The organism is Mycobacterium gordonae, assembly GCF_017086405.1.
Taxonomy (GTDB): domain Bacteria; phylum Actinomycetota; class Actinomycetes; order Mycobacteriales; family Mycobacteriaceae; genus Mycobacterium; species Mycobacterium gordonae_D.
On the sequence record NZ_CP070973.1, the window covers coordinates 4,112,978 to 4,137,000 of the forward strand.

25 protein-coding genes are annotated in these 24,023 nt (G+C 66.1%); 8 read left to right on the forward strand and 17 right to left on the reverse strand.

All coding sequences use genetic code 11. The features are described from left to right. Window positions 1-18 precede the first annotated feature (18 nt). The 4 genes from tatA to pafA all read right to left on the reverse strand — a co-directional run bounded on the left by tatA (window position 19) and on the right by pafA (window position 3,728). Window positions 19-282, reverse strand: coding sequence for a Sec-independent protein translocase subunit TatA (tatA, locus tag JX552_RS17510; RefSeq protein ID WP_205873294.1), 264 nt, complete (start codon window positions 280-282; stop codon window positions 19-21). A 100-nt stretch (window positions 283-382) separates the two neighbouring features. After that, window positions 383-1,363 (reverse strand): helix-turn-helix transcriptional regulator, encoded by a 981-nt coding sequence (locus JX552_RS17515; RefSeq protein WP_205873295.1) that lies wholly within the window; start codon window positions 1,361-1,363, stop codon window positions 383-385. Next, window positions 1,360-2,352, reverse strand: a complete 993-nt coding sequence (locus tag JX552_RS17520; protein ID WP_205873296.1) for a helix-turn-helix transcriptional regulator — start codon at window positions 2,350-2,352, stop codon at window positions 1,360-1,362. The genes JX552_RS17515 and JX552_RS17520 overlap by 4 nt, the downstream gene beginning before the upstream one ends. 17 nt (window positions 2,353-2,369) lie before the next feature. After that, a complete protein-coding gene (pafA, locus tag JX552_RS17525; protein WP_205873297.1) occupies window positions 2,370-3,728 on the reverse strand; it encodes a Pup--protein ligase in 1,359 nt (452 codons plus the stop codon). 225 nt (window positions 3,729-3,953) lie between these two features. On the opposite strand from pafA, the gene JX552_RS17530 reads away from it, so the two are divergent. Together JX552_RS17530 and JX552_RS17535 are read left to right on the forward strand one after the other, a co-directional pair. After that, window positions 3,954-5,282 carry a PP2C family protein-serine/threonine phosphatase gene (locus tag JX552_RS17530; RefSeq protein WP_205873298.1) on the forward strand — a complete coding sequence of 443 codons (1,329 nt, stop codon included), beginning with the start codon at window positions 3,954-3,956 and terminating at the stop codon, window positions 5,280-5,282. Window positions 5,283-5,366: 84 nt separating this feature from the next. Then, window positions 5,367-6,989: a PPE family protein gene (locus JX552_RS17535; RefSeq protein WP_205873299.1), complete on the forward strand. Its 1,623-nt coding sequence runs from the start codon at window positions 5,367-5,369 to the stop codon at window positions 6,987-6,989. Between the two features lie 14 nt (window positions 6,990-7,003). On the opposite strand, the gene JX552_RS17540 is transcribed toward JX552_RS17535, so the two are convergent. The 5 genes from JX552_RS17540 to dop form a co-directional block, all read right to left on the reverse strand. Next, a complete protein-coding gene (locus JX552_RS17540) occupies window positions 7,004-7,930 on the reverse strand; it encodes a hypothetical protein (protein ID WP_205873300.1) in 927 nt (308 codons plus the stop codon). A gap of 144 nt (window positions 7,931-8,074) precedes the next feature. Further along, on the reverse strand, window positions 8,075-8,881 hold the full coding sequence (prcA, locus tag JX552_RS17545) for a proteasome subunit alpha (protein ID WP_205873301.1): 807 nt from the start codon (window positions 8,879-8,881) through the stop codon (window positions 8,075-8,077). Further along, on the reverse strand, window positions 8,878-9,738 hold the full coding sequence (prcB, locus tag JX552_RS17550; RefSeq protein WP_205873302.1) for a proteasome subunit beta: 861 nt from the start codon (window positions 9,736-9,738) through the stop codon (window positions 8,878-8,880). Before prcB ends, prcA begins: the two co-directional genes overlap by 4 nt. Beyond that, window positions 9,735-9,929 carry a ubiquitin-like protein Pup gene (locus JX552_RS17555; RefSeq protein WP_065132860.1) on the reverse strand — a complete coding sequence of 65 codons (195 nt, stop codon included), beginning with the start codon at window positions 9,927-9,929 and terminating at the stop codon, window positions 9,735-9,737. Before JX552_RS17555 ends, prcB begins: the two co-directional genes overlap by 4 nt. 93 nt (window positions 9,930-10,022) lie before the next feature. Continuing rightward, window positions 10,023-11,519, reverse strand: coding sequence for a pup deamidase/depupylase (gene dop / locus JX552_RS17560; RefSeq protein WP_205873303.1), 1,497 nt, complete (start codon window positions 11,517-11,519; stop codon window positions 10,023-10,025). Window positions 11,520-11,612: 93 nt separating this feature from the next. Here dop and JX552_RS17565 point away from each other — a divergent pair, with 93 nt between their 5' ends. After that, the gene (locus JX552_RS17565) at window positions 11,613-12,803 is read left to right on the forward strand and encodes a hypothetical protein (protein ID WP_205873304.1); all 1,191 of its coding nucleotides are present in this window, start codon (window positions 11,613-11,615) and stop codon (window positions 12,801-12,803) included. Between the two features lie 10 nt (window positions 12,804-12,813). Then, window positions 12,814-13,455 (forward strand): hypothetical protein, encoded by a 642-nt coding sequence (locus JX552_RS17570; protein ID WP_205878518.1) that lies wholly within the window; start codon window positions 12,814-12,816, stop codon window positions 13,453-13,455. A 257-nt stretch (window positions 13,456-13,712) separates the two neighbouring features. Here JX552_RS17570 and arc read toward each other — a convergent pair whose 3' ends face one another. After that, on the reverse strand, window positions 13,713-15,542 hold the full coding sequence (arc, locus tag JX552_RS17575) for a proteasome ATPase (protein ID WP_205873305.1): 1,830 nt from the start codon (window positions 15,540-15,542) through the stop codon (window positions 13,713-13,715). A gap of 274 nt (window positions 15,543-15,816) precedes the next feature. Between arc and lppK the strand changes: the two genes are divergently transcribed. Both lppK and JX552_RS17585 read left to right on the forward strand, forming a co-directional pair. Continuing rightward, window positions 15,817-16,440, forward strand: a complete 624-nt coding sequence (gene lppK / locus JX552_RS17580; protein WP_205873306.1) for a lipoprotein LppK — start codon at window positions 15,817-15,819, stop codon at window positions 16,438-16,440. After that, entirely contained in the window at window positions 16,440-16,733 is a 294-nt protein-coding gene (locus tag JX552_RS17585; protein WP_205873307.1) for a DUF503 domain-containing protein, read from the forward strand. Before lppK ends, JX552_RS17585 begins: the two co-directional genes overlap by 1 nt. Here JX552_RS17585 and trmI read toward each other — a convergent pair whose 3' ends face one another. Continuing rightward, the gene (trmI, locus tag JX552_RS17590) at window positions 16,734-17,576 is read right to left on the reverse strand and encodes a tRNA (adenine(58)-N(1))-methyltransferase TrmI (protein WP_205873308.1); all 843 of its coding nucleotides are present in this window, start codon (window positions 17,574-17,576) and stop codon (window positions 16,734-16,736) included. 84 nt (window positions 17,577-17,660) lie between these two features. On the opposite strand from trmI, the gene JX552_RS17595 reads away from it, so the two are divergent. Beyond that, the gene (locus JX552_RS17595) at window positions 17,661-18,524 is read left to right on the forward strand and encodes a RecB family exonuclease (RefSeq protein ID WP_205873309.1); all 864 of its coding nucleotides are present in this window, start codon (window positions 17,661-17,663) and stop codon (window positions 18,522-18,524) included. 12 nt (window positions 18,525-18,536) lie between these two features. Here the strand turns inward: JX552_RS17595 and JX552_RS17600 are convergent, their stop codons facing one another. The 6 genes from JX552_RS17600 to JX552_RS17625 all read right to left on the reverse strand — a co-directional run bounded on the left by JX552_RS17600 (window position 18,537) and on the right by JX552_RS17625 (window position 23,029). Beyond that, a complete protein-coding gene (locus tag JX552_RS17600; protein WP_205873310.1) occupies window positions 18,537-19,217 on the reverse strand; it encodes an IF2 family translation initiation factor in 681 nt (226 codons plus the stop codon). 10 nt (window positions 19,218-19,227) lie between these two features. Next, the gene (locus tag JX552_RS17605) at window positions 19,228-19,776 is read right to left on the reverse strand and encodes a CsbD family protein (protein WP_205873311.1); all 549 of its coding nucleotides are present in this window, start codon (window positions 19,774-19,776) and stop codon (window positions 19,228-19,230) included. A 157-nt stretch (window positions 19,777-19,933) separates the two neighbouring features. Next, the gene (locus JX552_RS17610) at window positions 19,934-21,310 is read right to left on the reverse strand and encodes an FAD-containing oxidoreductase (protein WP_205873312.1); all 1,377 of its coding nucleotides are present in this window, start codon (window positions 21,308-21,310) and stop codon (window positions 19,934-19,936) included. After that, window positions 21,307-21,789, reverse strand: coding sequence for a DUF4126 domain-containing protein (locus JX552_RS17615; RefSeq protein ID WP_205873313.1), 483 nt, complete (start codon window positions 21,787-21,789; stop codon window positions 21,307-21,309). Before JX552_RS17615 ends, JX552_RS17610 begins: the two co-directional genes overlap by 4 nt. A 110-nt stretch (window positions 21,790-21,899) precedes the next feature. Then, window positions 21,900-22,745 carry an ATP phosphoribosyltransferase gene (gene hisG, locus JX552_RS17620; RefSeq protein ID WP_205873314.1) on the reverse strand — a complete coding sequence of 282 codons (846 nt, stop codon included), beginning with the start codon at window positions 22,743-22,745 and terminating at the stop codon, window positions 21,900-21,902. Window positions 22,746-22,747: 2 nt separating this feature from the next. Further along, window positions 22,748-23,029 (reverse strand): phosphoribosyl-ATP diphosphatase, encoded by a 282-nt coding sequence (locus tag JX552_RS17625; protein ID WP_205873315.1) that lies wholly within the window; start codon window positions 23,027-23,029, stop codon window positions 22,748-22,750. A gap of 125 nt (window positions 23,030-23,154) precedes the next feature. Between JX552_RS17625 and JX552_RS17630 the strand changes: the two genes are divergently transcribed. Then, the gene (locus JX552_RS17630; RefSeq protein ID WP_205873316.1) at window positions 23,155-24,018 is read left to right on the forward strand and encodes a MaoC/PaaZ C-terminal domain-containing protein; all 864 of its coding nucleotides are present in this window, start codon (window positions 23,155-23,157) and stop codon (window positions 24,016-24,018) included. Window positions 24,019-24,023: the final 5 nt, after the last annotated feature.

Below are 24,023 nucleotides of genomic sequence, written 5' to 3' on the forward strand. Positions count from 1 at the left end.
GTCAGAAGTGCGGACGGGCTACGCCGGCCGCGCTTCGGTGTGGCCCTGCTCGGCCGGGGCTGGCGGCTCGACACGCTGAGCCTGCACCGGGGTGGGTGCCGCAGCGGGGGTTTGAATCGACGAGTCGGTCTTGTTCTCGCTCTGCAGCTCACGGACCTCGGACTTGAAGATGCGCAGCGACTTGCCCAACGAGCGTGCCGCATCGGGTAGCCGCTTGGCACCGAACAAGACGATCACCACGACAGCGAGGATCAGCCAGTGCCACGGTTGAAGACTGCCCACTTTGATTACCTCCAGACGTTCACCCGATGCTACCGCAGCAGGGGGACCTGTCCGGTACAAGCGAAGGGTTCCAGCGCCGCGCGCCGCTGCCCCTAGGGCCTCAGAGCTGCTCAGAACTACTTTGCGCCGCCTGATATGCCTCGACGCCCGCCACCGCCGCCGCACGCACCCGCTGCCCGAGCGACTCCGGCGCCAGCACCTGCACGGCCGATCCCAAACCGAGAATGAGCCGGGTCATCCAGTCCTCGGAGGCGTAGGTCATCGTCACGTCGCAGGACCCGTCGGGCAACTCCCGTGGGTCCCGCAGCGGGTAGTACTCGAACATCCACGATGCCGACGGGTGCAGCCGCAAGGTCGCCGACGGCAGCGCCGGATCGCCGTCGAACAACGAGGTGTCGGGCGGGGACTGCAGCACCGGTTCCGGGGGCGCCGCCGGCTCGCCCAGCTCGGTGGCGTCGACGATGCGGTCGAAGCGGAACAACCGAACCCCCTCGGCCTCGCGGGACCATGCCTCCAGGTAGCTGTGGTCGCCGACCAGTAGGACCCGGATCGGGTCGACGACGCGGGTGGTGAGGGTGTCATGCGATGCGGCGTAGTAGTCGATCGTCAGCGCCCGCCTGTCGCGGACCGCGGAGCGCACTGTGGCGGCGGCGCGACTTTCCAGCGGGGCTGGGTCGTCGACCGCCGCTCCCGCGTCGTGGTGCCCCGCAGCACCGGCCGCCGCGGCGATCTTGGCGATCGCGCTGCGCGCCGCCTCCGGATCGACCACACCGGGAATGTCGGCCAGGGCCCGCAGTGCTACCAGCAGTCCGGTGGCTTCCGGCGACGTCAGTTTGAGCGGTCGATCGATGCCCGCGGAGAACGTCACGTTGACCGTGTCGCCGGAGAACTCGAAATCGATGAGATCACCGGGGTCGTAACCAGGCAGGCCGCACATCCACAGCTGTTCGAGATCGATTTGCAGCTGTTCTTCGGAAACGCCGAGTTCGGTCGCCGCCTCGGCCTTGGTGATACGCGGGTTGGCCTGCAGATAGGGCACCATATTGAGCAGCCGGACGAGCCGGTCGGACACGGGTGTCATGCGCGCGGCTCCTGAGCCGCCGCCCGCAGTCTGGCCACCACATCCTCGCGTAGCGACGCCGGCTCCATCACGATCGCATCGGCCCCATAGGCGGCAATTTCGCGCGCCAGCCGGTCATTGAATCCGATGTCCAGCTCGAGCACGTCGCCGTCGCGGCCGGCCAATTGACGCCGGCCGATGGTTTGTCCGGCGCGGCGGAGTGCGGTGGCCCGCCCGTCGGCAACCCACACGGTGGCCAGCGCTCCGGTGGGACCTTCGGCGACCGCGTCGGCCACGATCCGCTTCAGGTCGACACCGTCAGGCACCGTGACCGCGCCAGACTTCCCGATCGGCGTAACCTCGGGGCCGATACGGGAGAGCCGGAAGGTGCGGGTGGCCTCGCGGTCGCGGTCATGACCGACCAGATACCAGCGGCCCTTGTCGGTGATGACGCCCCACGGTTCGACGGTGCGTATGGTGAAGGGCGCGGAGCGCGACGACCGGTGCGGGAACTGCACTGCCTGCCCAGAGTTGATGGCAGACAACAGGATTCCCAGCGCCTCTTCGGAATGCCGCTGGCTGGGTACGCCGGCCGGGGACGCGATGGACACCGGGGCGTCCGGGTCCACATCCACGCCCGCCGCGCGCAGTTTAAGCAACGCGCCCTGGGTGGCGGTGATCAACTCGGGTGATTTCCAGAGCTGGGTGGCGACCGCCACCGCGGCGGCTTCCTCCCGGGTGAGGTCGACGGGAGGCAACGCGTAGGCGTCGCGGTTGATGCGGTAGCCCTCCGTCGGGTTCAGGTTGGAGACCTTACCGACCTCGAGGGGGATGCCGAGGTCGCGCAGCTCGTTCTTGTCGCGCTCGAACATCCGGGAAAACGCCTCCGCGGACGGGCTGTCGGCATACCCGGCGACGTTGGACCTGATCTTGTCGGCGGTGATGTAGCCCCGTGTGGACAGCAGGGCGATGACCAGGTTGACCAGTCGCTCGACTTTGTTGATGGGCATCTGGTTCAGGTTAAGGGCTACATGCTCGCGATCAGTCGCTTGACCCGCTCGTCGACGGCCCGGAACGGGTCCTTGCACAACACGGTGCGCTGCGCCTGGTCGTTGAGCTTGAGGTGCACCCAGTCAACGGTGAAGTCGCGGCCGGCGGCCTGCGCGGCGCTGATGAACTCGCCACGCAGCCTGGCACGGGTCGTCTGCGGCGGGCGGTCGACGGCGTCGGCGATCTCCTCGTCAGTGGTCACCCGAGACGCCAGACCCTTGCGCTGCAGCAGGTCGAAGACGCCACGACCGCGCTTGATGTCGTGGTAGGCGAGGTCGAGTTGAGCGATCTTCGCGTCGGACAGCTCCATGTTGTAGCGGTCCTGGTAACGCTGGAAGAGTTTGCGCTTGATCACCCAGTCGATCTCGGTGTCGACCTTCGCGAAATCCTGGCTCTCGACGGCGTCGAGCTGGCGGCCCCACAGGTCGACCACCTGCTCGATCTGCGCGTTCGGTTCCCGGGTCTGCAAATGCTCGACGGCGCGGCTGTAGTACTCACGCTGAATGTCCAGAGCACTCGCCTGACGGCCGCCGGCCAGGCGGACCGGCCTGCGACCGGTGGTGTCGTGGCTGACCTCGCGAATAGCGCGGATCGGGTTGTCCAGCGAGAAGTCTCGGAATGCGACCCCGGCCTCGATCATCTCCAGGACCAGCGCCGCGGTGCCCACCTTGAGCATGGTGGTGGTTTCGCACATGTTCGAGTCGCCGACGATGACGTGCAGTCGCCGGTACTTCTCGGCGTCGGCATGCGGCTCGTCGCGGGTGTTGATGATCGGTCGGCTGCGCGTGGTGGCGCTGGAGACACCCTCCCAGATGTGTTCGGCACGTTGGGACAAGCAGAACGTGGCGGCCTTGGGGGTTTGCAACACCTTGCCGGCCCCGCAGATGAGCTGGCGGGTGACCAGGAAGGGCAACAACACATCGGAGATGCGGGAGAACTCGCCGGCCCGGACGATCAGGTAGTTCTCGTGGCAGCCGTAGGAGTTACCCGCCGAGTCGGTGTTGTTCTTGAACAGGTAGATGTCACCGCCGATGCCCTCGTCGGCAAGCCGCTGCTCGGCGTCGATGAGTAGGTCTTCGAGGACCCACTCTCCGGCGCGGTCATGGGTGACCAGTTGAACCAAGCTGTCGCATTCCGCGGTCGCGTACTCGGGGTGGCTGCCCACATCGAGATACAACCGTGCGCCATTCCGGAGAAAGACATTAGAGCTGCGACCCCACGACACCACCCGCCGGAAAAGGTAGCGGGCCACCTCGTCCGGAGACAGTCGGCGATGCCCGTGAAAGGTGCAGGTGACACCGAACTCGGTCTCGATGCCCATAATTCGTCGCTGCACGTAATCGAGGGTACTTGTTGTCGATTTGCGGTGGTGTGCATGCCACGCCCTCAGATGGTGACAGGTCATGCGGTCACCGGCTCGAGGGGTGAGTATTGGATATGATGACCGTGCCCCCCTGTCGGGCCTCCCGGGGCGTCAGAACTGGTCCTCCGGTGCGGAATGTGACGAACCATTTCAGAGAATCTGCGCGTACAAGCACTTAAGCGCTATCGCGTGCTCGACATGCCACCCGACCGCCTGGTGGCCCGGATACCCGGTCTTGCAGCCAGGTCGCTCGGGATGCCGATGGCGACGGTGTCGATCGTAGGCCAGAACGACATCTACTTCATGGCCACGCACGGCCTGTCGGACATGGCGCACATACCGCGGGACGAGGGGTTGTGCGCATCGGCAGTCATGGACACCACCCCGTACGTCGTGCAGGACGCGACATCAGACAGCCGCACCGCCGAAAACCGATTCGTGCGCGCGCACCGGGTCCAGTTCTACGCGTGCGCCCCGATCGTGACGTTCGACGGGTTCAGCCTGGGAACGGTAGCCGTGATGGACACCGAGGCACGCGCGGTGTCAGACGTGCAACTCTCGGTACTGCAGGACTTGGCGGCGATCGTCATGGAGCAGCTCGACCTGCGTCTGGCCTCGCTGGACGCGCTCGGGGTGGAACGGGGTCTGCGCAGCGCCGCCGAGGACGCCCGCGACGACGCCCGGTTCCAGCGCCACCACGCCCAGCAGGCCCGGGACACCGCCCAACGGGAGCGCGATGACGCGCGTCAGGACCGCGACGTCGCGATCAGGGATCGCAACATCGCGGAATACGACCGAGACCTGACCGAGGAGTATGCGGCGGTCCTGCAGCGGACTCTGCTCCCACCGATGTTGCCGACCGTCGAGGGCGCCTCGCTGGCTGCTCACTATCACCCGGCCTCGCCTCGTCGGGTGGGCGGGGATTTCTACGACGTGTTCGCACTCGGTGAGGGTCGGTGGGCATTTTTCATCGGCGACGTCGAAGGCCACGGCGTCGACGCAGCTGTGGTGACGTCGCTGATCCGGTATACGTTGCGATCCGCGGCCCTGCACTACCGCGACCCGGTCAAGGGGCTTGCCGAACTCAACTCGGTCCTGCTGCGAGAGCTGCACCCGCGCCGCTTCTGCACGGTCCTGTTCGGAACCCTGCAACGACGATCGGACCACGAGGGCTTCTCGATCACGATCGCCACCGGCGGGCACCCGCCGGCACTGCTGCTCGATCCCACGAACCGGACGGCGGTCGAGGTGCGCTCCGACGAAGGAACGCTGGTCGGCCTACGCGCCGATGCGAAATTCCACACCTGCGACGTAGTTCTGCGTCCCGGCCAGACCCTGCTCTTCTACACCGACGGCATCGTGGAGGCCCGGCGCGGCGCGAACCCGTTCAACGAGGACAGCCTGGCCGCCTTCGCCGCCGAACATGCCGGAGCCGATGCCACGGGGCTGATCAACGAACTGGCCACGTTGATCCCCAAGTTGGGGCCGCAGGACGACATCGCCCTGCTGGCGATCAGCGCCGACTAGAGGCCGACCCTGGTGTCGAACCTACGAATATAAAAGTTAGGCTGTCCGAAAACTTGCTCGATGAGTCCTCGGAGGGCTGGCTGAATGACGGCGGCTGTATGGATGGCAGCACCGCCAGAGGTTCACTCGACGCTCTTGGGCCAGGGTCCCGGTCCAGGTCCACTGCTGGCGGCGGCGGCAGGGTGGCATTCCCTGAGCGTCGAATACGCAGCCGCGGCGGATCAGATCAGCGCACTGATGTCCGCGACCCGGCCGGCGTGGGAGGGATCCGGCGCGGAATCGTGGACGGCCGCGCACGAGCCCTATGCGGCGTGGTTACTGCAAACCAGCGCCGACAGCTTGGCCAGGGCCGCTCAGCACGAGGCTGCCGCGATCGCGTATTCCGCCGCGCTGGCCGTCATGCCGACCCTGCCCGAGTTGGCCGCCAACCACGTCACGCACGCGGCACTGGTCGCGACCAACCTCTTCGGTATCAACGCCATCCCGATCGCGCTCAACGAAGCCGACTACGTCCGGATGTGGATCCAGGCGGCCACCACAATGACCGTTTATGAAGCCACTGCGGGGGCAGCGGTCACATCGACGCCGCCATCAGCACCACCTCCGCAGATCCTCCGCTCGACAGCCGAAGCCCAGCCGGCGGCATCGCTCGATCCGGTGCGGATCGCGCTCAATGCGCTCGAACCGATCCTGAACAGCTTCGGCATCAACCCACTCATCCGCAATCCGTTGGTCTCTAACGTCGTGACCACCTTCATCGCCGATGTGCTGGAAAACTTCGGCGTCTATTGGGATCCCGCCGCCGGAATGCTCAACGGCCTCGACTACGAGTACTACGCCGATGCCACCCAACCCATGTGGTATCTCGCCCGGGGCCTCGAGCTGATCGGGGACTCCATGCAGATGTCACAGAATCCGGCGCAGGCTGTGCAGTACATGTTGGCCCTCGCCATCTTCGATTGGCCCACCCACATAGCCCAATTGGGCACGGCGATCAGCCAGTCCCCGCTCCTGCTAGCCGCGGCCGGCGGCGCCATGGCGTTGCCGGCCGTGGCGACCGGTGGGCTTGCGGGACTGGCCGGATTGGCGGGTGTTCCGCAACCGGTCGCCGCAGCCGCGCCGGCACCCACCCTGGCTGCGCCCCACTCGTGGCCGGTCGCGGCCATGAATTCTCCGGCACCGGCTTTGGCTACGGCCCCCGCCTCCGCCCCAGCGCCCACCACGACCCCCGCCCCGGCTCCGGCCTCCGGCGGCGCGGGGCTACTGTCGCCGCCGGCCACCGGTGCCGGCTTCACCCCTCCCTACGTGGTGGGGCCACCCGGCATCGGGTTCGGTTCAGGAATGTCCGCCGGCGCGAGCGCCGCTGCAAAGAAGAAGGCTCCTGAACCGGACAGCGCATCAGCCGCGGCGCAATCCAAGGCGGCGAACCGTCGGCGGGCACGTGCAATGCACCGGCAGCGGATGACCCAACGCCAGTACGGCGACGAGTTCATGGACATGGAAGTCGAGGTGGAGCCGGAGTGGGAGGAGCCACCGGGGACTGCCGCGTCGCATCAGGGTGCCCACCGGCTCGGACTGGCGGGCACGGTCGGCAAGGACGCCGTCGCTGAAGCGACCGGTTTGGCGAGCCTTGACGACGATGATTTCGGCGGTGGGCCGACCATCCCGATGTTGCCGAGCACCTGGCGGCGATCAGACCACCCGTAGCTGGCGATCGGCGATCAGTCGCGTACTTCCCAGTCGCTTCGATCCATCTCGGTCTCGAATACCGGTCTACGGCCGGCACGAATGCAGGCTTGGCGAAAAACCTCCCCCATGGCATCTGGGGCGACCCAGCCCCCGTCTGCCGTCCACCAGTTCTGGAAGAACACAATGACGCACTCGTCGTTGAACCGTGGATAGATGTGGGTGCTCAGCGCATTCCAAAACGTCACCGGGCCATCGCGCCGCATGATCAACATGCCCGGCACATGACGGACCAGGCGACGGGGGGCGCCCCACACGAAGCGGCGCAACCGAACGTATGGGTAAGCGGCGACGTCGAACGGCCGCTCCCGCCGATTGCGGATCAGCGTGATCGTCCCGTCGCGGTTGACCTCGCAGCGCTGGGCAGCGAGCCGCTGTCGGACCTGGGCGTGCAGGTAAGCCACCGCAAGCAGCGACAGCGGGAGCACCATCATCGCGCGGAATTTCTCATACTCAGCGCCAGGCAGCGTGTACCCGGTGGCTGCGGCCGTGCCCACCAACAGGATGAACGGCACGGCATACAGCAGCACGATCGATGACAAGACGCCTGCCGCCGTCTTGCGCGCTTTGAAGCGCACCGAACCCACGACATCGCAGGACCGCACAACACATTTGTCGCGGATTCTCCACCGCCACGGCGGGACGTGGAACCTGGACGCATGCCACGTCGCCGAGTGCACGGCCTCGGTATGTGGATCGACGTCTTTGATCCCGCATGGCTCACCTTCACGGCTTCGCGCACGAAGATTCTCGACGAGCTCGACGCTCTCTTCTGCACCCAGACGCAGGGCCGCGCAGAGTCGATTGATCTCATCAGCGAGCTGCTCGTCATCGAGGCTGGCCACACTCCCGATAGGGCGACGGCCCTGCTCGCGCGCGACTTGCGCATCAACGAGCGCCACCAACCGCATTCTCATTTCGCCGTACCGCAAGTCAACCTCACCTGCTGCGTCTCCGAGCAGGCGTTGCCTGCTGCCGTACCGATGCAGCGAAGATGTTATGCAGCTACTCGCGTCAGCGCTTCCAAATTCGTCGGCCGTGCCAGCCTAGGACGACGAGTCGCCCTCAGATTCTGCAGGCTTGGCGGGGCTTTCGGGCTCCGGAACGCTCTCCGCGGCCTCGGTCTCGGCGGCGCCGGAATCTGTCTCCTCGAGCAGTGATTCCAGCGCGGCGCGATTGATCCGGCGGAATGCGCGCCGCGGCCGGTTGGCGTCGAGAATCGCGACTTCGAGACTGGCCTCGCCCAGAGTGGGCTGGCCGTTGGTCGCGCTGTCGGAACTGTTGGCCCGCAACGCGTTCACCGCGACCCGCAGCGCGTCGGCCAGATCGGCGTTCTCGGTGTACGACTCCTTGAGCGCGTTGATGATCGGCTCGGTGGTACCGCCCATCACCACGTAGTGCGGCTCGTCGGCGATCGACCCGTCGTAGGTGATCCGGTACAGCTCAGGCGCTTTGGTCTCGCCGTAGTGTGCGACCTCGGCCACACACAGCTCCACCTCGTAGGGCTTGGCCTGTTCGGTGAAGATGCTGCCCAGCGTCTGGGCGTAGACGTTGGCCAACTGCCGGCCGGTGACGTCGCGGCGGTCGTAGGCGTATCCCCGGGTGTCGGCGAATTGGATTCCGCCGCGCCGCAGGTTGTCGAACTCGTTGAATTTGCCGGCCGCGGCGAATCCCACCCGGTCGTAGAGTTCGCTGATCTTCTGCAGCGACCGCGACGGGTTCTCCGCCACGAACAGCACGCCACCGGAGTAAGCCAAGACCACGACGCTGCGGCCGCGGGCAATGCCTTTGCGGGCGAGCTCGCTGCGCTCGCGCATCGCCTGTTCAGGTGAGATGAAATACGGGAAACTCACTTCTCACCGCCGTCAGGGCCGAAAGTGTCCGCACGGGAACGACTTTCGATGACGCTGCGGGCTATCTCAGCGATCCGCCGTTCGGGAATCTCCATTGCGCCGTCGGCGTCGATGGTGACCGCAGTCGGGTAGATACCGCGGACCAGGTCCGGTCCTCCGGTGGCCGAGTCGTCGTCGGCGGCATCGTAGAGCGCCTCCACCGCGACTCGTAGCGCCGAGTCCGCATCGGCGACTTGGGAGTACAGCTTTTTGATCGACGACTTGGCGAATATGGACCCCGAACCCACCGACTGGTATCCCTCTTCCTCGATGTTCCAGCCGCCGGCGGCGTCGAATGAGACGATGCGTCCGGCCGAGTCACTGTCAGCGGCGTGGATGTCGTAGCCAACCAGCAGTGGCAGCGCCACCAGCCCCTGCATCGCGGCCGGTAGGTTGCCGCGGACCATGATGGCCAGCCGGTTCACCTTGCCGGCGAAGGTGAGCGGTACGCCTTCCAGCTTTTCGTAATGCTCGAGTTCGACCGCGTACAGGCGAGCGAATTCGACCGCGATGGCGGCGGTGCCGGCGATGCCGGTCGCGGTGAAGTCGTCGGTGATGTAGACCTTGCGGACATCGCGGCCGGCGATCATGTTGCCCTGGGTGGAGCGGCGGTCACCGGCGATCAACACACCGCCGGGGTACTTGAGCGCCACGATGGTGGTGCCGTGCGGAAGCTGGTCACCCACCATTGGGCCGCTGAGTCGCGCGGGCAGCAGATCGGGTGCCTGGCGACGCAGGAAGTCGGCGAAGGACGACAGGTCTACGGATCCGGGTTGTATTGAATTGATGGACAGGCGATCGGGCAACGACCAGGTCACTGTCCGCCCTTTTGGACGTAAGCCCGCACGAAGTCTTCGGCGTTCTCTTCCAAGACGTCGTCAATCTCGTCGAGCAGATCGTCGGTCTCCTCGGTCAGCTTCTCGCGACGCTCCTGGCCTGCGGCCGCCGCGCCGGTGATGTCGTCGTCGTCGCCGCCACCACCGCCACGTTTAGTCTGCTCCTGCGCCATCGCCGCCTCCTGCTTCGTCATGCGCCGCGGGCGTGTGTCCGGTCGCCCGATGGCTTTTCTTTACCCTACCGGTCAGCACCGACGTTTCCCGGCTCAGCTGGTCAGTTGTTCCACCAATTCGACGGCGCTGTGCACCGAGTCCAGCAGCGCACCGACGTGCGCTTTGCTTCCCCGCAGCGGCTCCAGCGTCGGAATCCGCACCAGCGAGTCACCTCCCAGATCGAAAATCACCGAGTCCCAGCTCGCCGCCGCGATGTCGGCCCCGAACCGGCGCAGGCATTCACCACGGAAGTATGCCCGGGTGTCCGTGGGCGGGTTATCGACCGCCGCCAACACCTGCTGTTCGGTGACGAGCCGCTTCATCGACCCACGTGCCACCAGCCGGTTGTACAGACCCTTATCCAGCCGGACGTCGGAGTACTGCAGGTCCACCAGGTGCAGGCGGGGAGCCGACCAGTTCAAATTCTCCCGCTGCCGAAACCCTTCGAGCAGCCGCAGCTTGGCCGGCCAGTCCAGCAGCTCAGCGCACTCCATCGGGTCACGTTCGAGCAGGTCCAGCGCCTCGGCCCAGGTTTCCACCACGTGGGACGCGCGCGGGTCCGGGTCGCGGCTGTCGACCAGCTTGGCCACTCGATCGAGGTAAATCCGTTGCAGCGCCAGCCCGGTCAGCTCCCGGCCGTCGGCCAGGGCCACGGTTTGCCGCAGCGAGGGGTCACGGCTGATCGCGTGGACCGCGTGCACCGGCCGGGCCAGCGCCAGGTCGGCGAGATCGATGCCTTCCTCGATCAGGTCCAGAACCAGCGCCGTAGTGCCGAGCTTGAGGTAGGTCGACGTCTCGGCCAGGTTGGCGTCGCCGATGATGACGTGCAACCGGCGGTAACGGTCGGCGTCGGCGTGCGGCTCGTCGCGGGTATTGATGATGCCGCGCTTAAGAGTGGTCTCCAGCCCGACCTCGACCTCGATGTAGTCCGAACGCTGGGACAGCTGGAAGCCGGCCTCGTCCCCCGATGCACCGATGCCGACCCGACCGGAACCGGTCACCACCTGGCGCGACACCAGGAAGGGCGTGAGCCCGGCGATGATGGACGAGAAGGGCGTCTGCCGTGACATCAGGTAGTTCTCATGCGAGCCGTAGGACGCGCCCTTGCCGTCGACATTGTTCTTGTAGAGCTGCAGCTTCGCGGCTCCCGGCACGCTGGCGACGTGCCGCGCCGCGGCCTCCATCACGCGCTCGCCGGCCTTGTCCCAGATCACCGCGTCCATCGGGTCGGTGCACTCAGGCGCGGAGTACTCCGGGTGCGCGTGGTCGACGTAGAGTCGCGCACCGTTGGTCAGAATCATGTTGGCCGCGCCGACCTCGTCGGCATCCACCACCGGTGGCGGGCCGGCCGAGCGGCTCAGGTCGAAGCCGCGCGCGTCGCGCAATGGCGACTCGACCTCATAATCCCAGCGGGTTCGCTTGGCGCGTTGGATGCCGGCGGCGGCGGCATAAGCCAGCACTGCCTGAGTCGAAGTGAGGATCGGGTTGGCGGTCGGGTCGGACGGCGATGAGATGCCGTACTCGACCTCCGTCCCGATAATCCGTTGCATGAGTTAAGACTACGGTCCCGCTGTGGCCCCGGATCAGCAGCGGGTAGCTCGCGACGAAATCGGCGCGGCCGCCCACCATTAGTGTGAGCCGCCATGAGGCCTTCACTGCGCTCGCCGGCACGCCGGGCGACGGTAACCGACGAGGCTGAAAGCTGGTTTCTGCAACGCGGTCTGCCGTCGGTGCTGACGAGGCGGGGCAGATGGCGACGCCTGTGGTCAAGGTCGGCGCCGATGTTGGCGGCCTACGCAACCCTGCACTGCTGGACCTTGCCGATCCTGTTCATCACAAAGGGCAAAGACGTCGTCATCGACGACAAGCCCACGCCCGAGGAATGGACGCTGCTCGGACTAATCGGATTCGCGCCGGTGGCGATGGTGGTCGTGGGGTGGCTAGTGTCACGCCTGGCTGATCGTCGTGACCGCGCGCTGGCGGCGACGGCGGCGATTGTTGTCGTCGGGGTCGTCATCGTCATCGAGAGCGACCCGTCGCATCTTCCGAACGCGATCATCACCGCGGTGGTGCTCATGGTCTTGACCGGCTTCGGCGTCGGATCGGTGGTTGGCTGGGCAACACGCATGACGCTCTCGCACCTCACCACGATCGGCGGTCTGGCGGTTCGCGCCCTGCCAGTGGTCCTGCTGACCACGCTCGTGTTCTTCAACGGAAACGTCTGGCTCATGTCGGCGACCATCAGCGGTGATCGTCTGGGGCTGGCGATGTTCTTCCTCATCTGCATCGCCGCAGCCTTCGTGGTCTCGGCGACCACCGAGCGGGTCAAACCGATGCTGCGATCGCCCGCGGCGGTGTCCCAAGACTCCGAACGCCTGGCCGGCACGCCGTTCGAGACGATGCCGGATCCGCCGTCCATTCCAGCGTTGAGCCGGCTCGAGCGCATCAATGTTGTCTTCGTGCTGGCCGCTTCGCAGTTGGCCCAGATCGCCGTGGTCGCCGCGCTGACGGCCGGCATATATGTGACTCTCGGCCTCATCGTGCTGACACCCGCTCTGCTCCAGGAGTGGGCCCGCACCACGGACAGCAATTCCACCCTGCTGGGTCTGACCGTCCCGGTCCCCGATTCGCTGATCCATCTGTGCCTTTTCCTGGGCGCGTTGACGTTCATGTACATCAGCGCCCGGGCGGCCGGCGACGACGATTACCGCTCCAATTTCGTTGACCCCCTAATCGGTGATCTGCACGCCACTCTGACCGCGCGCAACCGCTACCGAACCCGGATGGTCGCCGCGCCGGTGACCACTGTTGACGCCGCTGACCTGGGTGATTAGGTTCACCCTGGTGTCAGCCCCTCAAACTCCCTCGTCAGCCCAGCCAGAAGCGGGTGACCTTTCCGGAAAACGTTACGGGGAAGTGCTTCTCGTAACGCCCGGCGAGGCAGGTCCGCAAGCCACCGTCTACAACAGTTTTCCGCTCAACGACTGCCCCGCCGAGCTGTGGTCGGCCTTGGACGCTCATGCCATCGCGACCGAACACGGCGCTGCCACGGCGCTGCTCAACGGCCCTCGCTACTGGTTGATGAACAGCATCGAAAAAACGCCGCAGGGCCCGCAGATCATCAAGAACTTCGGCGGTATCGACATGATGCTGCAGGCCACGGTCCTGCTGGCGTCGATGAACCCGAACCCTTACACGGTCAATCAGGTCAGCCGCAACACGGTCTTCGTCTTCGACGCTGGCCAAGAGGTCTACGAATTGCAGGACCCGCACGGCCGGCAGTGGGTCATGCAGACGTGGAGTCAGGTCGTCGACCCCACGCTGTCGCGCGCGGACCTCCCCAAGCTCGGCGATCGGCTCAATCTGCCGGCAGGCTGGACCTACCACACCAGGGTGCTTCCCGAGACGCTGCGCGTAGACACCACCACGCAGGCTGCCGAGGTGCTGCAGGACGACCTGACCAACAGCTATTCCCTAGTGAGTTAGCTGTCCGCCATCCAGCTCCGATGTTTCACGGCAGCCTTCCGCCAGCGTCTTAGCCTCAGCGCGCTGATGCGCGATCATCAGACCGCGGTCCACATGGCGCACCCACGGTTCGACCACCTCGATGTCGAATGAGTCCACTGCCTTGATGCCGACTACCCGACCGGCGGAGCTGGGCGTAGGTGGAAATCATGTGTTCCGAAACGTAGCCGCATGCGCGCGACGCCAGCCGCGCGCACCGACAGGCGTCCCTCGCCGACTTACAGGTACTGCCCCAGGTTCGACTCGGTGTCAATGGCCCGCGACGCGCTCGAACTCTTCCCGGTGACCAGGGTGCGGATGTAGACGATCCGCTCACCCTTCTTGCCCGAAATCCGCGCCCAGTCATCGGGGTTGGTGGTGTTGGGCAGATCCTCGTTCTCGGCGAACTCGTCGACGATCGAGTCCAGCAGGTGCTGGATGCGCAGACCCGGCTGGCCCGTCTCCAGCACCGACTTGATCGCGTTTTTCTTCGCGCGGTCGACCACGTTCTGGATCATCGCCCCGGAGTTGAAGTCCTTGAAGTACATAACTTCCTTATCACCGTTGGCGTAGGTGACCTCCAGGAACCGGTTGTCGTCGATCTCGGCGTACATCCGCTCGACGACCTTCTCGATCATCGCCCTGATGCAGGCACCGCGGTCGCCGTTGAACTCGGCAAGGTCGTCGGCGTGCACCGGAAGCGTCTCGACCAGGTACTTCGAGAAGATGTCCTGCGCGGCTTCGGCATCCGGTCGCTCGATCTTGATCTTCACGTCAAGACGGCCGGGCCGCAGGATGGCCGGGTCGATCATGTCCTCACGGTTGGAAGCGCCGATCACGATGACGTTCTCGAGCCCCTCCACCCCGTCGATCTCCGAGAGCAGCTGCGGCACCACGGTGGTCTCCACGTCGGAGGAGACGCCGGTTCCGCGGGTGCGGAAGATCGAGTCCATCTCGTCGAAGAAGACGATGACCGGGGTCCCCTCGGATGCCTTCTCGCGGGCCCGCTGGAAGATCAGCCGGATGTGCCGCTCGGTCTCGCCGACGAACTTGTTGAGCAGCTCGGGGCCCTTGATATTGAGGAAGTACGACTTCGCCTCGCGGGCGTCGTCGCCGCGCAAGTCGGCCATCTTCTTGGCCAGGGAGTTGGCGACGGCCTTGGCGATCAACGTCTTACCGCAACCGGGCGGGCCGTAGAGCAGCACACCTTTGGGTGGACGCAACGCGTACTCGCGGTAGAGCTCCTTGTGCAGGAAGGGCAATTCGACGGCGTCGCGGATCTGCTCGATCTGCCGCGTCAGGCCGCCGATGTCCTCGTAGCTGACGTCGGGAACCTCTTCCAGCACCAGGTCTTCGACCTCGGCCTTGGGGATGCGCTCGAAGGCATAGCCGGCCTTGGTGTCGACCAGCAATGAGTCGCCCGGGCGGAGCCGGCGCGGCCGGGTGTCGTCGTTGAGGGAGTCAGGGTGGCCTTCCGGCAGGTCCTCGGCGACCAGCGGCTCGGCCAGCCAGACAATGCGCTCCTCGTCGGCGTGTCCGACCACGAGGGCACGGTGGCCGTCACCGAGCACCTCGCGCAGCGTGGAGATCTCGCCGACCGACTCGTAGGTCCCCGCCTCGACCACCGTCAGCGCCTCGTTGAGCCGGACCGTCTGGCCCTTCTTCAAGACGGAGGTGTCGATGTTCGGCGAGCACGTCAGGCGCATCTTGCGGCCCGAAGTGAACACGTCGACGGTCTCGTCGTCGTGCGTGCCGAGCAGGACGCCATATCCGCTGGGCGGTTGTCCCAGCCGGTCGACCTCCTCGCGCAGCGCCAATAGCTGTTGACGGGCCTCTTTAAGAGTGTCCATCAATTTAGAATTGCGGGCCGCGAGCGAGTCGATTCGGGCCTCGAGTTGATGCACGTCGCGCGCGGAACGCGTCGAGCCCTGGTGGGCAACCGCGTTGTCGAGTTGCTCGCGCAGGGCCGCGGCCTCGCGCCGCAGCTGTTCGAGTTCGGCAGCATCGTCGCTGGACAAGGGGATATCGCGTGAGGTCTTGAAGGCTTCAGAACGCTCTGATTCACCCATGTTGCGCTCCTTTCCCGCACCAGGAATAGGTGTGGCGGATACCCTCAACGCTACCGGTCAACCGCGATTGATGTGGGCAGTCAAATGCCGTTTGAAAGTTACAAGTTGGGTCACGCTGGTAATCTCGGCTTCTATTCGGGCCGAGCGAAAGGACTTCTGTGACCGTGAAATCCCTAGCCACAGGCGTTCTGACCGCCGCCTCCGCACCTCTCGCGGGCCCCTATGTGACGTGCAACGCAATCTGCTTCACCGCCCGTTACTGAGCGTGTTCCGGATGCCCGGCAACGTCTGTGTAACACTCGGCGCCGCCGCTACCGCGGCGGTGGTGATGGTGACAGGTTGTTCGCACAACAACACCGCGCGGCAGCTGGACTCGGCTCAGACACCCGGACCACCGCCCACGTCCATCACCGCTGCGGCGCCGCCCACCGCTCCCCTGCCGCCACCCGAAGCGCTCACTGATGTGCTGGCCCGCCTCACCGACCCCGCCGTTCCGGGCAGCAACAAGCTCAACCTCGTGCAAGGCTCGACGCCGGAGGCAGCCGCGGCGCTGGACAGGTTCACCAACGCCGCACGCGACGGCGGCTACCTGCCGATGAGGTTCACCGCGAACAACGTCGCGTGGTCGGCGACCGATGCGTCATGCGTCATGGCCACCGTGGTCGTGACCACCGCCAACCCGGACCGCCGGGAATTCACCTTCCCTATGGAGTTCACGTCGAGCCCCGCAGGCTGGCAGCTGTCGCGCAAGACCGCGGAGATGCTGCTGGCTCTGCAGAACTCCAGAAGTTCGGCGACATCGTCCCCCGCGCCCGCCCCACCGGCCCCGCCACCGGGCTCCCCTACGTCTCCGAGTCCGGAGGCCGGACCCACGGTAACGGCCTCGCCGACGCCCTGATGTGGATCGGCTGGCTGGAATTCGACCTGCTGCTCGGCGATGTGCACTCCCTCAAGCAGAAGCGGTCGGTGATCCGGCCCGTCATCGCCGAGTTGCAGCGCAAGTTCAGCGTGTCGGCGGCCGAAACCGATTCGCACGATCTGCACCGGAGGGGCGGGATCGGCGTCGCCATGGTGTCGCGTGACCGCGCCCACGCGGTAGATGTGCTCGATGCGGCCGAGCGCCTGGTTGCCGCGCACCCAGAGTTCGAGTTGTTGTCGGTGCGGCGCGGGTTGCACCGAAGCGACGACTGATCAGCCGTCCCGGCCCACGCGTTTGCGGCCCAGCGGCGCCGGGGCGACAGCGCCGGGAGCCAGTCGGCGGGTCGCGACGAGGAATGCCGTGTGCCCGCGCATCGTGTGCTGGGGCCGCACGGCCAGACCGACGACGTTCCAGCCGCGCTGCATGGTCTCCCAGGACCGTGGCTCAGTCCAGCACTGCTGAGCCCGCACGGCTTCGACCACCTTGGAGAGCTGCGTGACGGTGGCGACGTAGATCAGCAGAACACCGCCGGCAACCACCAGCCGCGACACGGCGTCCAGCACCTCCCACGGTGCCAGCATGTCCAGCACCGCGCGGTCGAAGGAGTCGTCCGGCAGTGCGGAATCGGCGAGGTCATGGATGATCAGCTGCCAGTTCTCCGGCGGCTCGCCATAGAAGTTCGAGACGTTGCGCCGCGCGTGTTCGGCGTGGTCGGCGCGCGCTTCGTACGAGACCACCCGACCCTGCGGCCCGACCGCCCGCAACAGCGAGAGGGTCAGCGCGCCGGATCCGGCACCGGCCTCCAACACTGCGGCACCGGGGAAGATATCGCCTTCGTGGATGATCTGCGCGGCGTCCTTGGGGTAGATCACCTGCGGCCCGCGGGGCATCGACATGACGTAGTCGACCAGCAGCGGCCGCAGCACCAGGAAAAGGGCGCCATTGCTGGACTTGACGACACTGCCCTGTTCGAGGCCGATCACGGCGTCGTGCGCGATCCGCCCGCGATGGGTGTGAAATTCGGCGCCCGGCGTCAGGGTGATCGTGTAGTGGCGGCCCTTGGCGTCGGTGAGCTGGACACGCTCGCCGACAGTGAACGGACCGGTTGCTGACACGGCGTATAGCGTGCCAGCCGACTCGCCGCCGGTGCTGGCCGGGGTTGTCCATGATTTGTCGTAGTCCCGTCCTAGGCTGCGAGTATGTCGGACCAACCGGAGGCGCGCCCGCGGCCGGCGCTGTCGCCGTCGCGAGCCGCTGACTTCAAACAGTGCCCGCTGCTGTACCGGTTCCGCGCCATCGACCGGTTGCCGGAGCCGCCGTCCACGGCGCAGCTGCGCGGCTCGGTCGTGCACGCCGCTCTCGAGCAGCTCTATGGGCTGCCGGCTCCGCAACGAGTACCCGACACCGCTTACTCGCTGTTGGACGCCGCGTGGGAGCGGGTGATCGCCGGCGAGCCCGGGCTGGCCGACGTTCTGCACCCGGACCTGCGCACCGAACTGCTTGCCGATGCGCGAGCCCTGCTGTCCGGTTACTACCGGTTGGAAGACCCGACGCGGTTCGAGCCGCAAAGTTGTGAGCAACGGGTAGAGGTGGAACTCGCCGACGGCACGCTATTGCGCGGCTATATCGACCGGATCGACGTCGCGGTCACCGGCGAAGTGCGCGTCGTGGACTATAAGACCGGCAAGGCGCCGCCGGCCGCACGCGCTCTTGCCGAGTTCAAGGCGATGTTCCAGATGAAGTTTTACGCGATCGCGCTGCTTCGTTCTCGGGGCGTACTGCCTGCCCGGCTTCGGCTGATCTATCTGGCCGACGGCCAGGTACTCGACTATGCGCCCGAACACGACGAACTGGTGAGGTTCGAGAAGACGCTGATGGCGATCTGGCGCGCAATTCAGACAGCCGGCCAGAGCGGAGATTTCCGGCCCAGTCCCTCGCGTTTGTGCGACTGGTGCCCGCACCACGCGCATTGCCCGGCTTTCGGCGGGACACCCCCGCCTTACCCGGGCTGGCCGGAGTATGCACGCCAGGCGGCCTCGCGGCCGACCGAGCCGGCAGCGTAGGGCGTTTCCGGCTCAGGTGGACCCGCCGGCCCGGTCTTCCTCGCGTTTCTGCTTCTCGGCGTCGGCCAGATCCTCGACTCGATCCGCCTGGCCGCGCTTCGCGGCGGCCTCGCTGCGCTTCGCACTGGCGTCTTCCAACTTCGCTTCGGAGGCGCGCGAGGCGACCGTCTCGACGGTGTCGGTTCGCTCCGCTACCCGGTCTCTAGCCGACTCGGCGGCCTGCGTGCGGCTGGCGGCGACCGATTCGGCGCGCTTCTTGGCTGCCTCGATGCGCTTGCTTGCCGACTCCGCCGCTTCGCGTTTGCGATCCTGCGCGGCGTCACGCACCTCGTCGAGCTGCTGAACCGTGGCCGCGCGCGCTTGCCGCTGATCCTCGACCGCCTGCTCGCGGGCCTGGCCGAGTTTGGCGTCCGCCTGCTCATTGCGGATCGCCGCCCGCGCTTCAAGCGTCACGGCCCGACCAAGCGCGTCGGTGCGCTCCACGAGGGCCGTGCCGCGCCTGACCAACTCCGGATCGCGTAGCGCATTGCCGACCGTGGTGTCGAGCACGCCCAGTGCACGCTCGTAGAACAGGCGCGCGGGCGCTTCGGCCCGAATGCGATTAACGAATCGATTTTCTACGACCTGCAGCGGATAACGGGCAAGTTGATATTGGAAGCGCAGTACGGCGAATGGCACTTCGGAAATTGTCATGGTTGCACTCCTAGACGTTGTCTGAGACGTTCTCGGCGTGGCGCCGAAGGCGCTCCGCTTCGGTTTGGTCGGTGGCCGCCGCCTGGGCGTCGCTGCGAAACTCGGCAGCCGCCTGGGCTACGTCCTCGGCCGCGTCTTGCATCCCCTGCCGTTCTTCGGCCTTTGCCTGCTGGGCTTCTCGCTCTGCGTCAAGATCGGCCTGCGCCTGGTGCGCCGCAGCGGACCGCTGGGCCACCTGCTCGGCAGCCCGCTTTTGCTCTGCCTCTTGCGCGGCGATGGTGTTCTTGGCCGATGCGGTCTGCACGTTCATTTCGATACGTTCTTGATCAGCCTTGGCCTCGGCTTTGGCTTTCGCAGCCCGCGCTTGTTCTGCCTCGGCGTCGGCGACCGCCGCAACGGTGTTGGCTTCCCTGCGCTCCTGGGCCTGCGTCTGCTCGAGTTGCCCTTCTGCCGTAAGCGAATCGTTATTGGTGATTGCCCCGACTACCTCTTTCGCCTTGCCTTTCGCCGCATCAACCAAGCCCTTTCGCGCCTGGTTGGCCGGATTGGGATCACTCATCGAACATCTCCTCGCGGCAGCTAGCCATAAACGTTTCTCGGTGTCGCAAAGAGTGGTTCCACGCGCGGGCCAGCCGAAACCTCCCCCGCGTCCCTAATTCGATTGCCGGGCAAAGCCCTTCGCTTTACACGCGGCGATGTCCATCCAGCGACGGTGGCTAGTCGAGCGGCGACATCTCCTGCAGCACCGTGGGGATCAACTCACTCACGGTCGGGTGGATGTGCATGGTGCGCGACAGCGTGGTGTACGGCGCCTTGGCCGACATGATGTCCAGGACGCAGTGCACGGCCTCGTCGCCGCCTACGCCGAAGATGGCGGCGCCGAGGATCTCGTCGGTCTCGGCGTCGACGACGACCTTCATAAAGCCTTGCGTCTCACCCTTTTCGACTGCGCGCCCGACTCGGGTCATCGGCCGTTTGCCCACCAGCACCTTGCGGCCGGCAGCGCGGGCCTGGTCGACGGTCATCCCGACGCGCCCCAACGGTGGGTCGATGTACAGGGCGTAGGTGGTGATACGGTCGCTGACCCGGCGCGGATCCTCGTCGAGGAGGTTGGCCGCGACGATCTCGAAATCGTTGTAGGAGGTGTGGGTGAAGGCACCTTTGCCGTTGCAGTCGCCTAGCGCCCAGATGTGGTCGACGTTGGTCTTGAGCTGATCGTCGACCACGATGTAGCCGCGGGCGTCGGTCTGCACTCCGGCCGCCCCCAGGCCCAAGTCGTCGGTGTTGGGCTGGCGCCCCACCGCCAACAACAGGTGGCTGCCCTGCACGGGATCGGCTCCGGAATGCGGAGTTAGTTCAAAGCCGTTGCTTACCTTCGTAACCCGCACGTCATTGGCACCCGTGACGACATCGATGCCCTCACCTTCGAGGATTTCCCGGATGGTGGCCGAGACGTCCTCGTCTTCACGGGAGGCGAGCCGTGGACCCCGCTCGACGACGGTTACCGGTGCGCCGAACCGCCGGTACATCTGCGCGAACTCCAGGGCTATGTAGCTTCCGCCGACGACGACGAGATGCTCCGGCACCGTATCCAGATCCATGATCGTCACGTTGGTCAGGTAGTCGACGTCGGCGAGGCCGGGGATGTCCGGGATCACCGCTCGGCCACCGACGTTGAGGAAAATACGGTCACCCCGGAGCAGTTCGTCCCCGACCCTCACGGTGTGCGGGTCCTCGAAGCGGGCATGCCCGCGAAAGAAGGTGGTGCCCTCCATGCGATCCAGCCATGTTTGGACGCCGCGGCGGTCCTTGAGCATGATGTCGTCTTTGCGGGCCTTGACTTTCGCCATGTCGACAGTGACCGGTCCGGTCGCGACGCCGTACTCGGCACCCCGACGGGCCAGGTGTGCGGCGTGGGCACTGGCCACCAACGTCTTAGTCGGTATGCATCCGTAATTCACGCAGGTCCCGCCGACGTGTTGGCGCTCGATGACCGCGACCCGCTGCCCCGCCGCGCTCAGCCGCCCGGCGAGCGGCGGTCCAGCCTGGCCGGCTCCGACGACGATGGCGTCGAACTGCTGCGCCCCAGTCACAGAGCGGCCGCCGCGGCGACGATGGCGAACGCGCCGAGGACGGCCACGGCGTCTTCCAACAGCGCGATCGGCAGGTCATGGCCGCCATTCTTGGCGACTAGCGCGCGGCGGGCCTGGTAGCCACCCACAGTGCCCAGCACCGCGCCGACGATGCCGGCGCCCAGGGCAGCCCATTTGTGCCCCCAGGCGGTGCCGATGACCGCGGCGGCGAACCCGCCCATGATGAGGCGCACGGCGAACACCGGCGGCGCGGTACGCGGCGGGGTCTTGGGCAGCTTGTCGTTGACCAGTTCAGCGATGGCAAGCAGGCTCAGGATCACCACTGTCACCAGGTTGCCCACCCACGACGCCCAGGTACCGTGCAGGTTGAGCCAGCTGAGAAAGACGGCCCAGGAGACCGCGGCGGGAGCTGTCAGGGACCGCAACCCGGCGACAACCCCGATCAAGAGCGCGAGAAGAAGTACGAGAACCTGCGTCACAGCGATCCCTCCTGGGACAGACGTACAGCCTGGCGACGATAGTGGGAAGGACCGCAGGAAGCACGGTTGTCCCAGCGGGACGCTAACACAGCAACGGCCCAGGCACAGGCTCAGAAACGGCAGAACCTGATGTCGGATGCCAGAATCGCCTTGGCCCCGATGGCGGCCAGCTCGTCCATGATCCCGTTGACACCGCGGCGCGGTACCAGCGCCCGGACCGCCACCCAATCCGGATCGGCGAGCGGAGCGATGGTCGGCGACTCGAGTCCGGGCGTGATCGACGTGGCCTGGTCCAGTGCCGAACGCGGGCAGTCGTAATCCAGCATCAAGTACTGCTGGCCGAAAACCACACCTTGGACCCGGGCGACCAATTGATCGCGCGCGGCGCTGGATTGATTCTGCGCCCGTTCGATCAACACGGCCTCCGAATCACACAGCGGCTCACCGAATGCCACCAGGTTGTGCAGGCTTAGCGTGCGACCCGAACCCACGACATCGGCGATGGCGTCGGCGACCCCGAGTTGCACCGAGATCTCCACCGCACCGTCGAGCCTGATCACCGTCGCGTCAACCCCCTTGGCAGCCAGATCTTTTCGCACAAGATTCGGGTATGCGGTGGCGATCCGCTTACCCGCCAGGTCGGTCACCGCCCAATCCCGTCCGGCCGGACCGGCAAAACGGAATTTAGAGGACCCGAAGCCCAGCGCGAGCCGTTCACGCACTGGCGCATCGGAATCCAGCACCAGGTCACGGCCGGTGATTCCGAAATCGAGTTCGCCCGAACCGACATAGATGGCGATGTCTTTGGGTCGGAGGAAAAAGAATTCGACGTTGTTGACCGGGTCGATGACGGTGAGATCTTTGGGGTCGGTGCGACGGCGGTAGCCGGCCTCGGAAAGGATCTCCGACGCCGGCTCGCTCAGCGCCCCCTTGTTGGGCACCGCGATTCGCAACATGCTCACAGCTTCCGGTAGACGTCGTCGAGGGACAGCCCCCGGGAGATCATCAACACCTGCGTCCAATAGAGCAACTGGCTGATCTCCTCGGCCAGCGCCTCGTCGGGTTCGTGTTCGGCCGCCAACCACACCTCGCCGGCCTCTTCCAGGATCTTCTTGCCCAGCGTGTGCACGCCCGCGTCCAGTGCGGCCACCGTGGCGCTACCGTCCGGCCTGGTACGCGCACGTTCACCGAGCTGCGCGAACAGCTCCTCGAAGGTCTTCACGACCAGCGATTGTTTCATGTGCCGGCGAATGCCGTGCGGGGCTACTCGAATGCCGTCCGCCGCCCGGCTGGTCGGCCCCACGGGCCAGGGTGCCGAGATCGCCTCACGCGTAGGTTATGGACGAGGTTAGGGGACTGACAACGATGCTCATCGATCGCGACACCGCCATCGGCCTGCGGTGGCCGCAACAGCGGTTTCAGTGGTCACCCACGGATGTGAGCGGCTACCACCGCGCTGTGTGCCGGTTCGACGCCGGCGACGCTGTCCTGCCCACCTTCGCCATGACGGCACCGGGGGTGTTTGGGGTGGCCTCGCCGGACTTCCTGCGCCCACAGCCACCGGAGATCTGTTTCCCGGGAATCCAACTCAACCGCGGCAATCTGCTGCACGAAGAGCAAGAAGTGGTGGTGCACCGACCGATCCCGGCGCAGGGCCGCTCACAGTCCTGTGGCGAAGTGGTCGACATCGAGGATCGTGCGGGGGCGGCGGTCCTGGTCCAACGGGCGGTGCTCGTGGATAGCAATGGCGCTCCCTTGATCAGCGCGACTTCTCGCATCCACGCCCGGGTCGAGGGCACTCCCGTCGGTGCCAATGCATACGCCGCGCACCCGGTACCGCCGTGCGAGCCGACCGCCGTGGCCGACATTCAGACGGTGTCCGACCAGGCGATCGAATACCACAAATACATTCACGGCAGCAGGATGACCAACAATGTGCATACCGACCGGGCGTTCGCGGAGGCGGCGGGTTTCCCTCGAACGATCCTCCAAGGTGTCTGCACGTACGGGATCGTCTGCGGTGCGTTGGTGCGGACGTTGCTGGCCGACGATCCGACTCGGGTGCACCGTTACTCGGCGCGGTTTCTGCGCGTGGTATTCCCCGGTGACCTCCTGCGCACCCGCATGTGGGCCGACGGGTCTCGGTGCGTATTCGTCACGTCGGTTCCCGAGCGAGGCGACGTCCCGGTCCTGTCCGGCACCTTGGACACGGAAACGTCGTCGACCTGATGCCG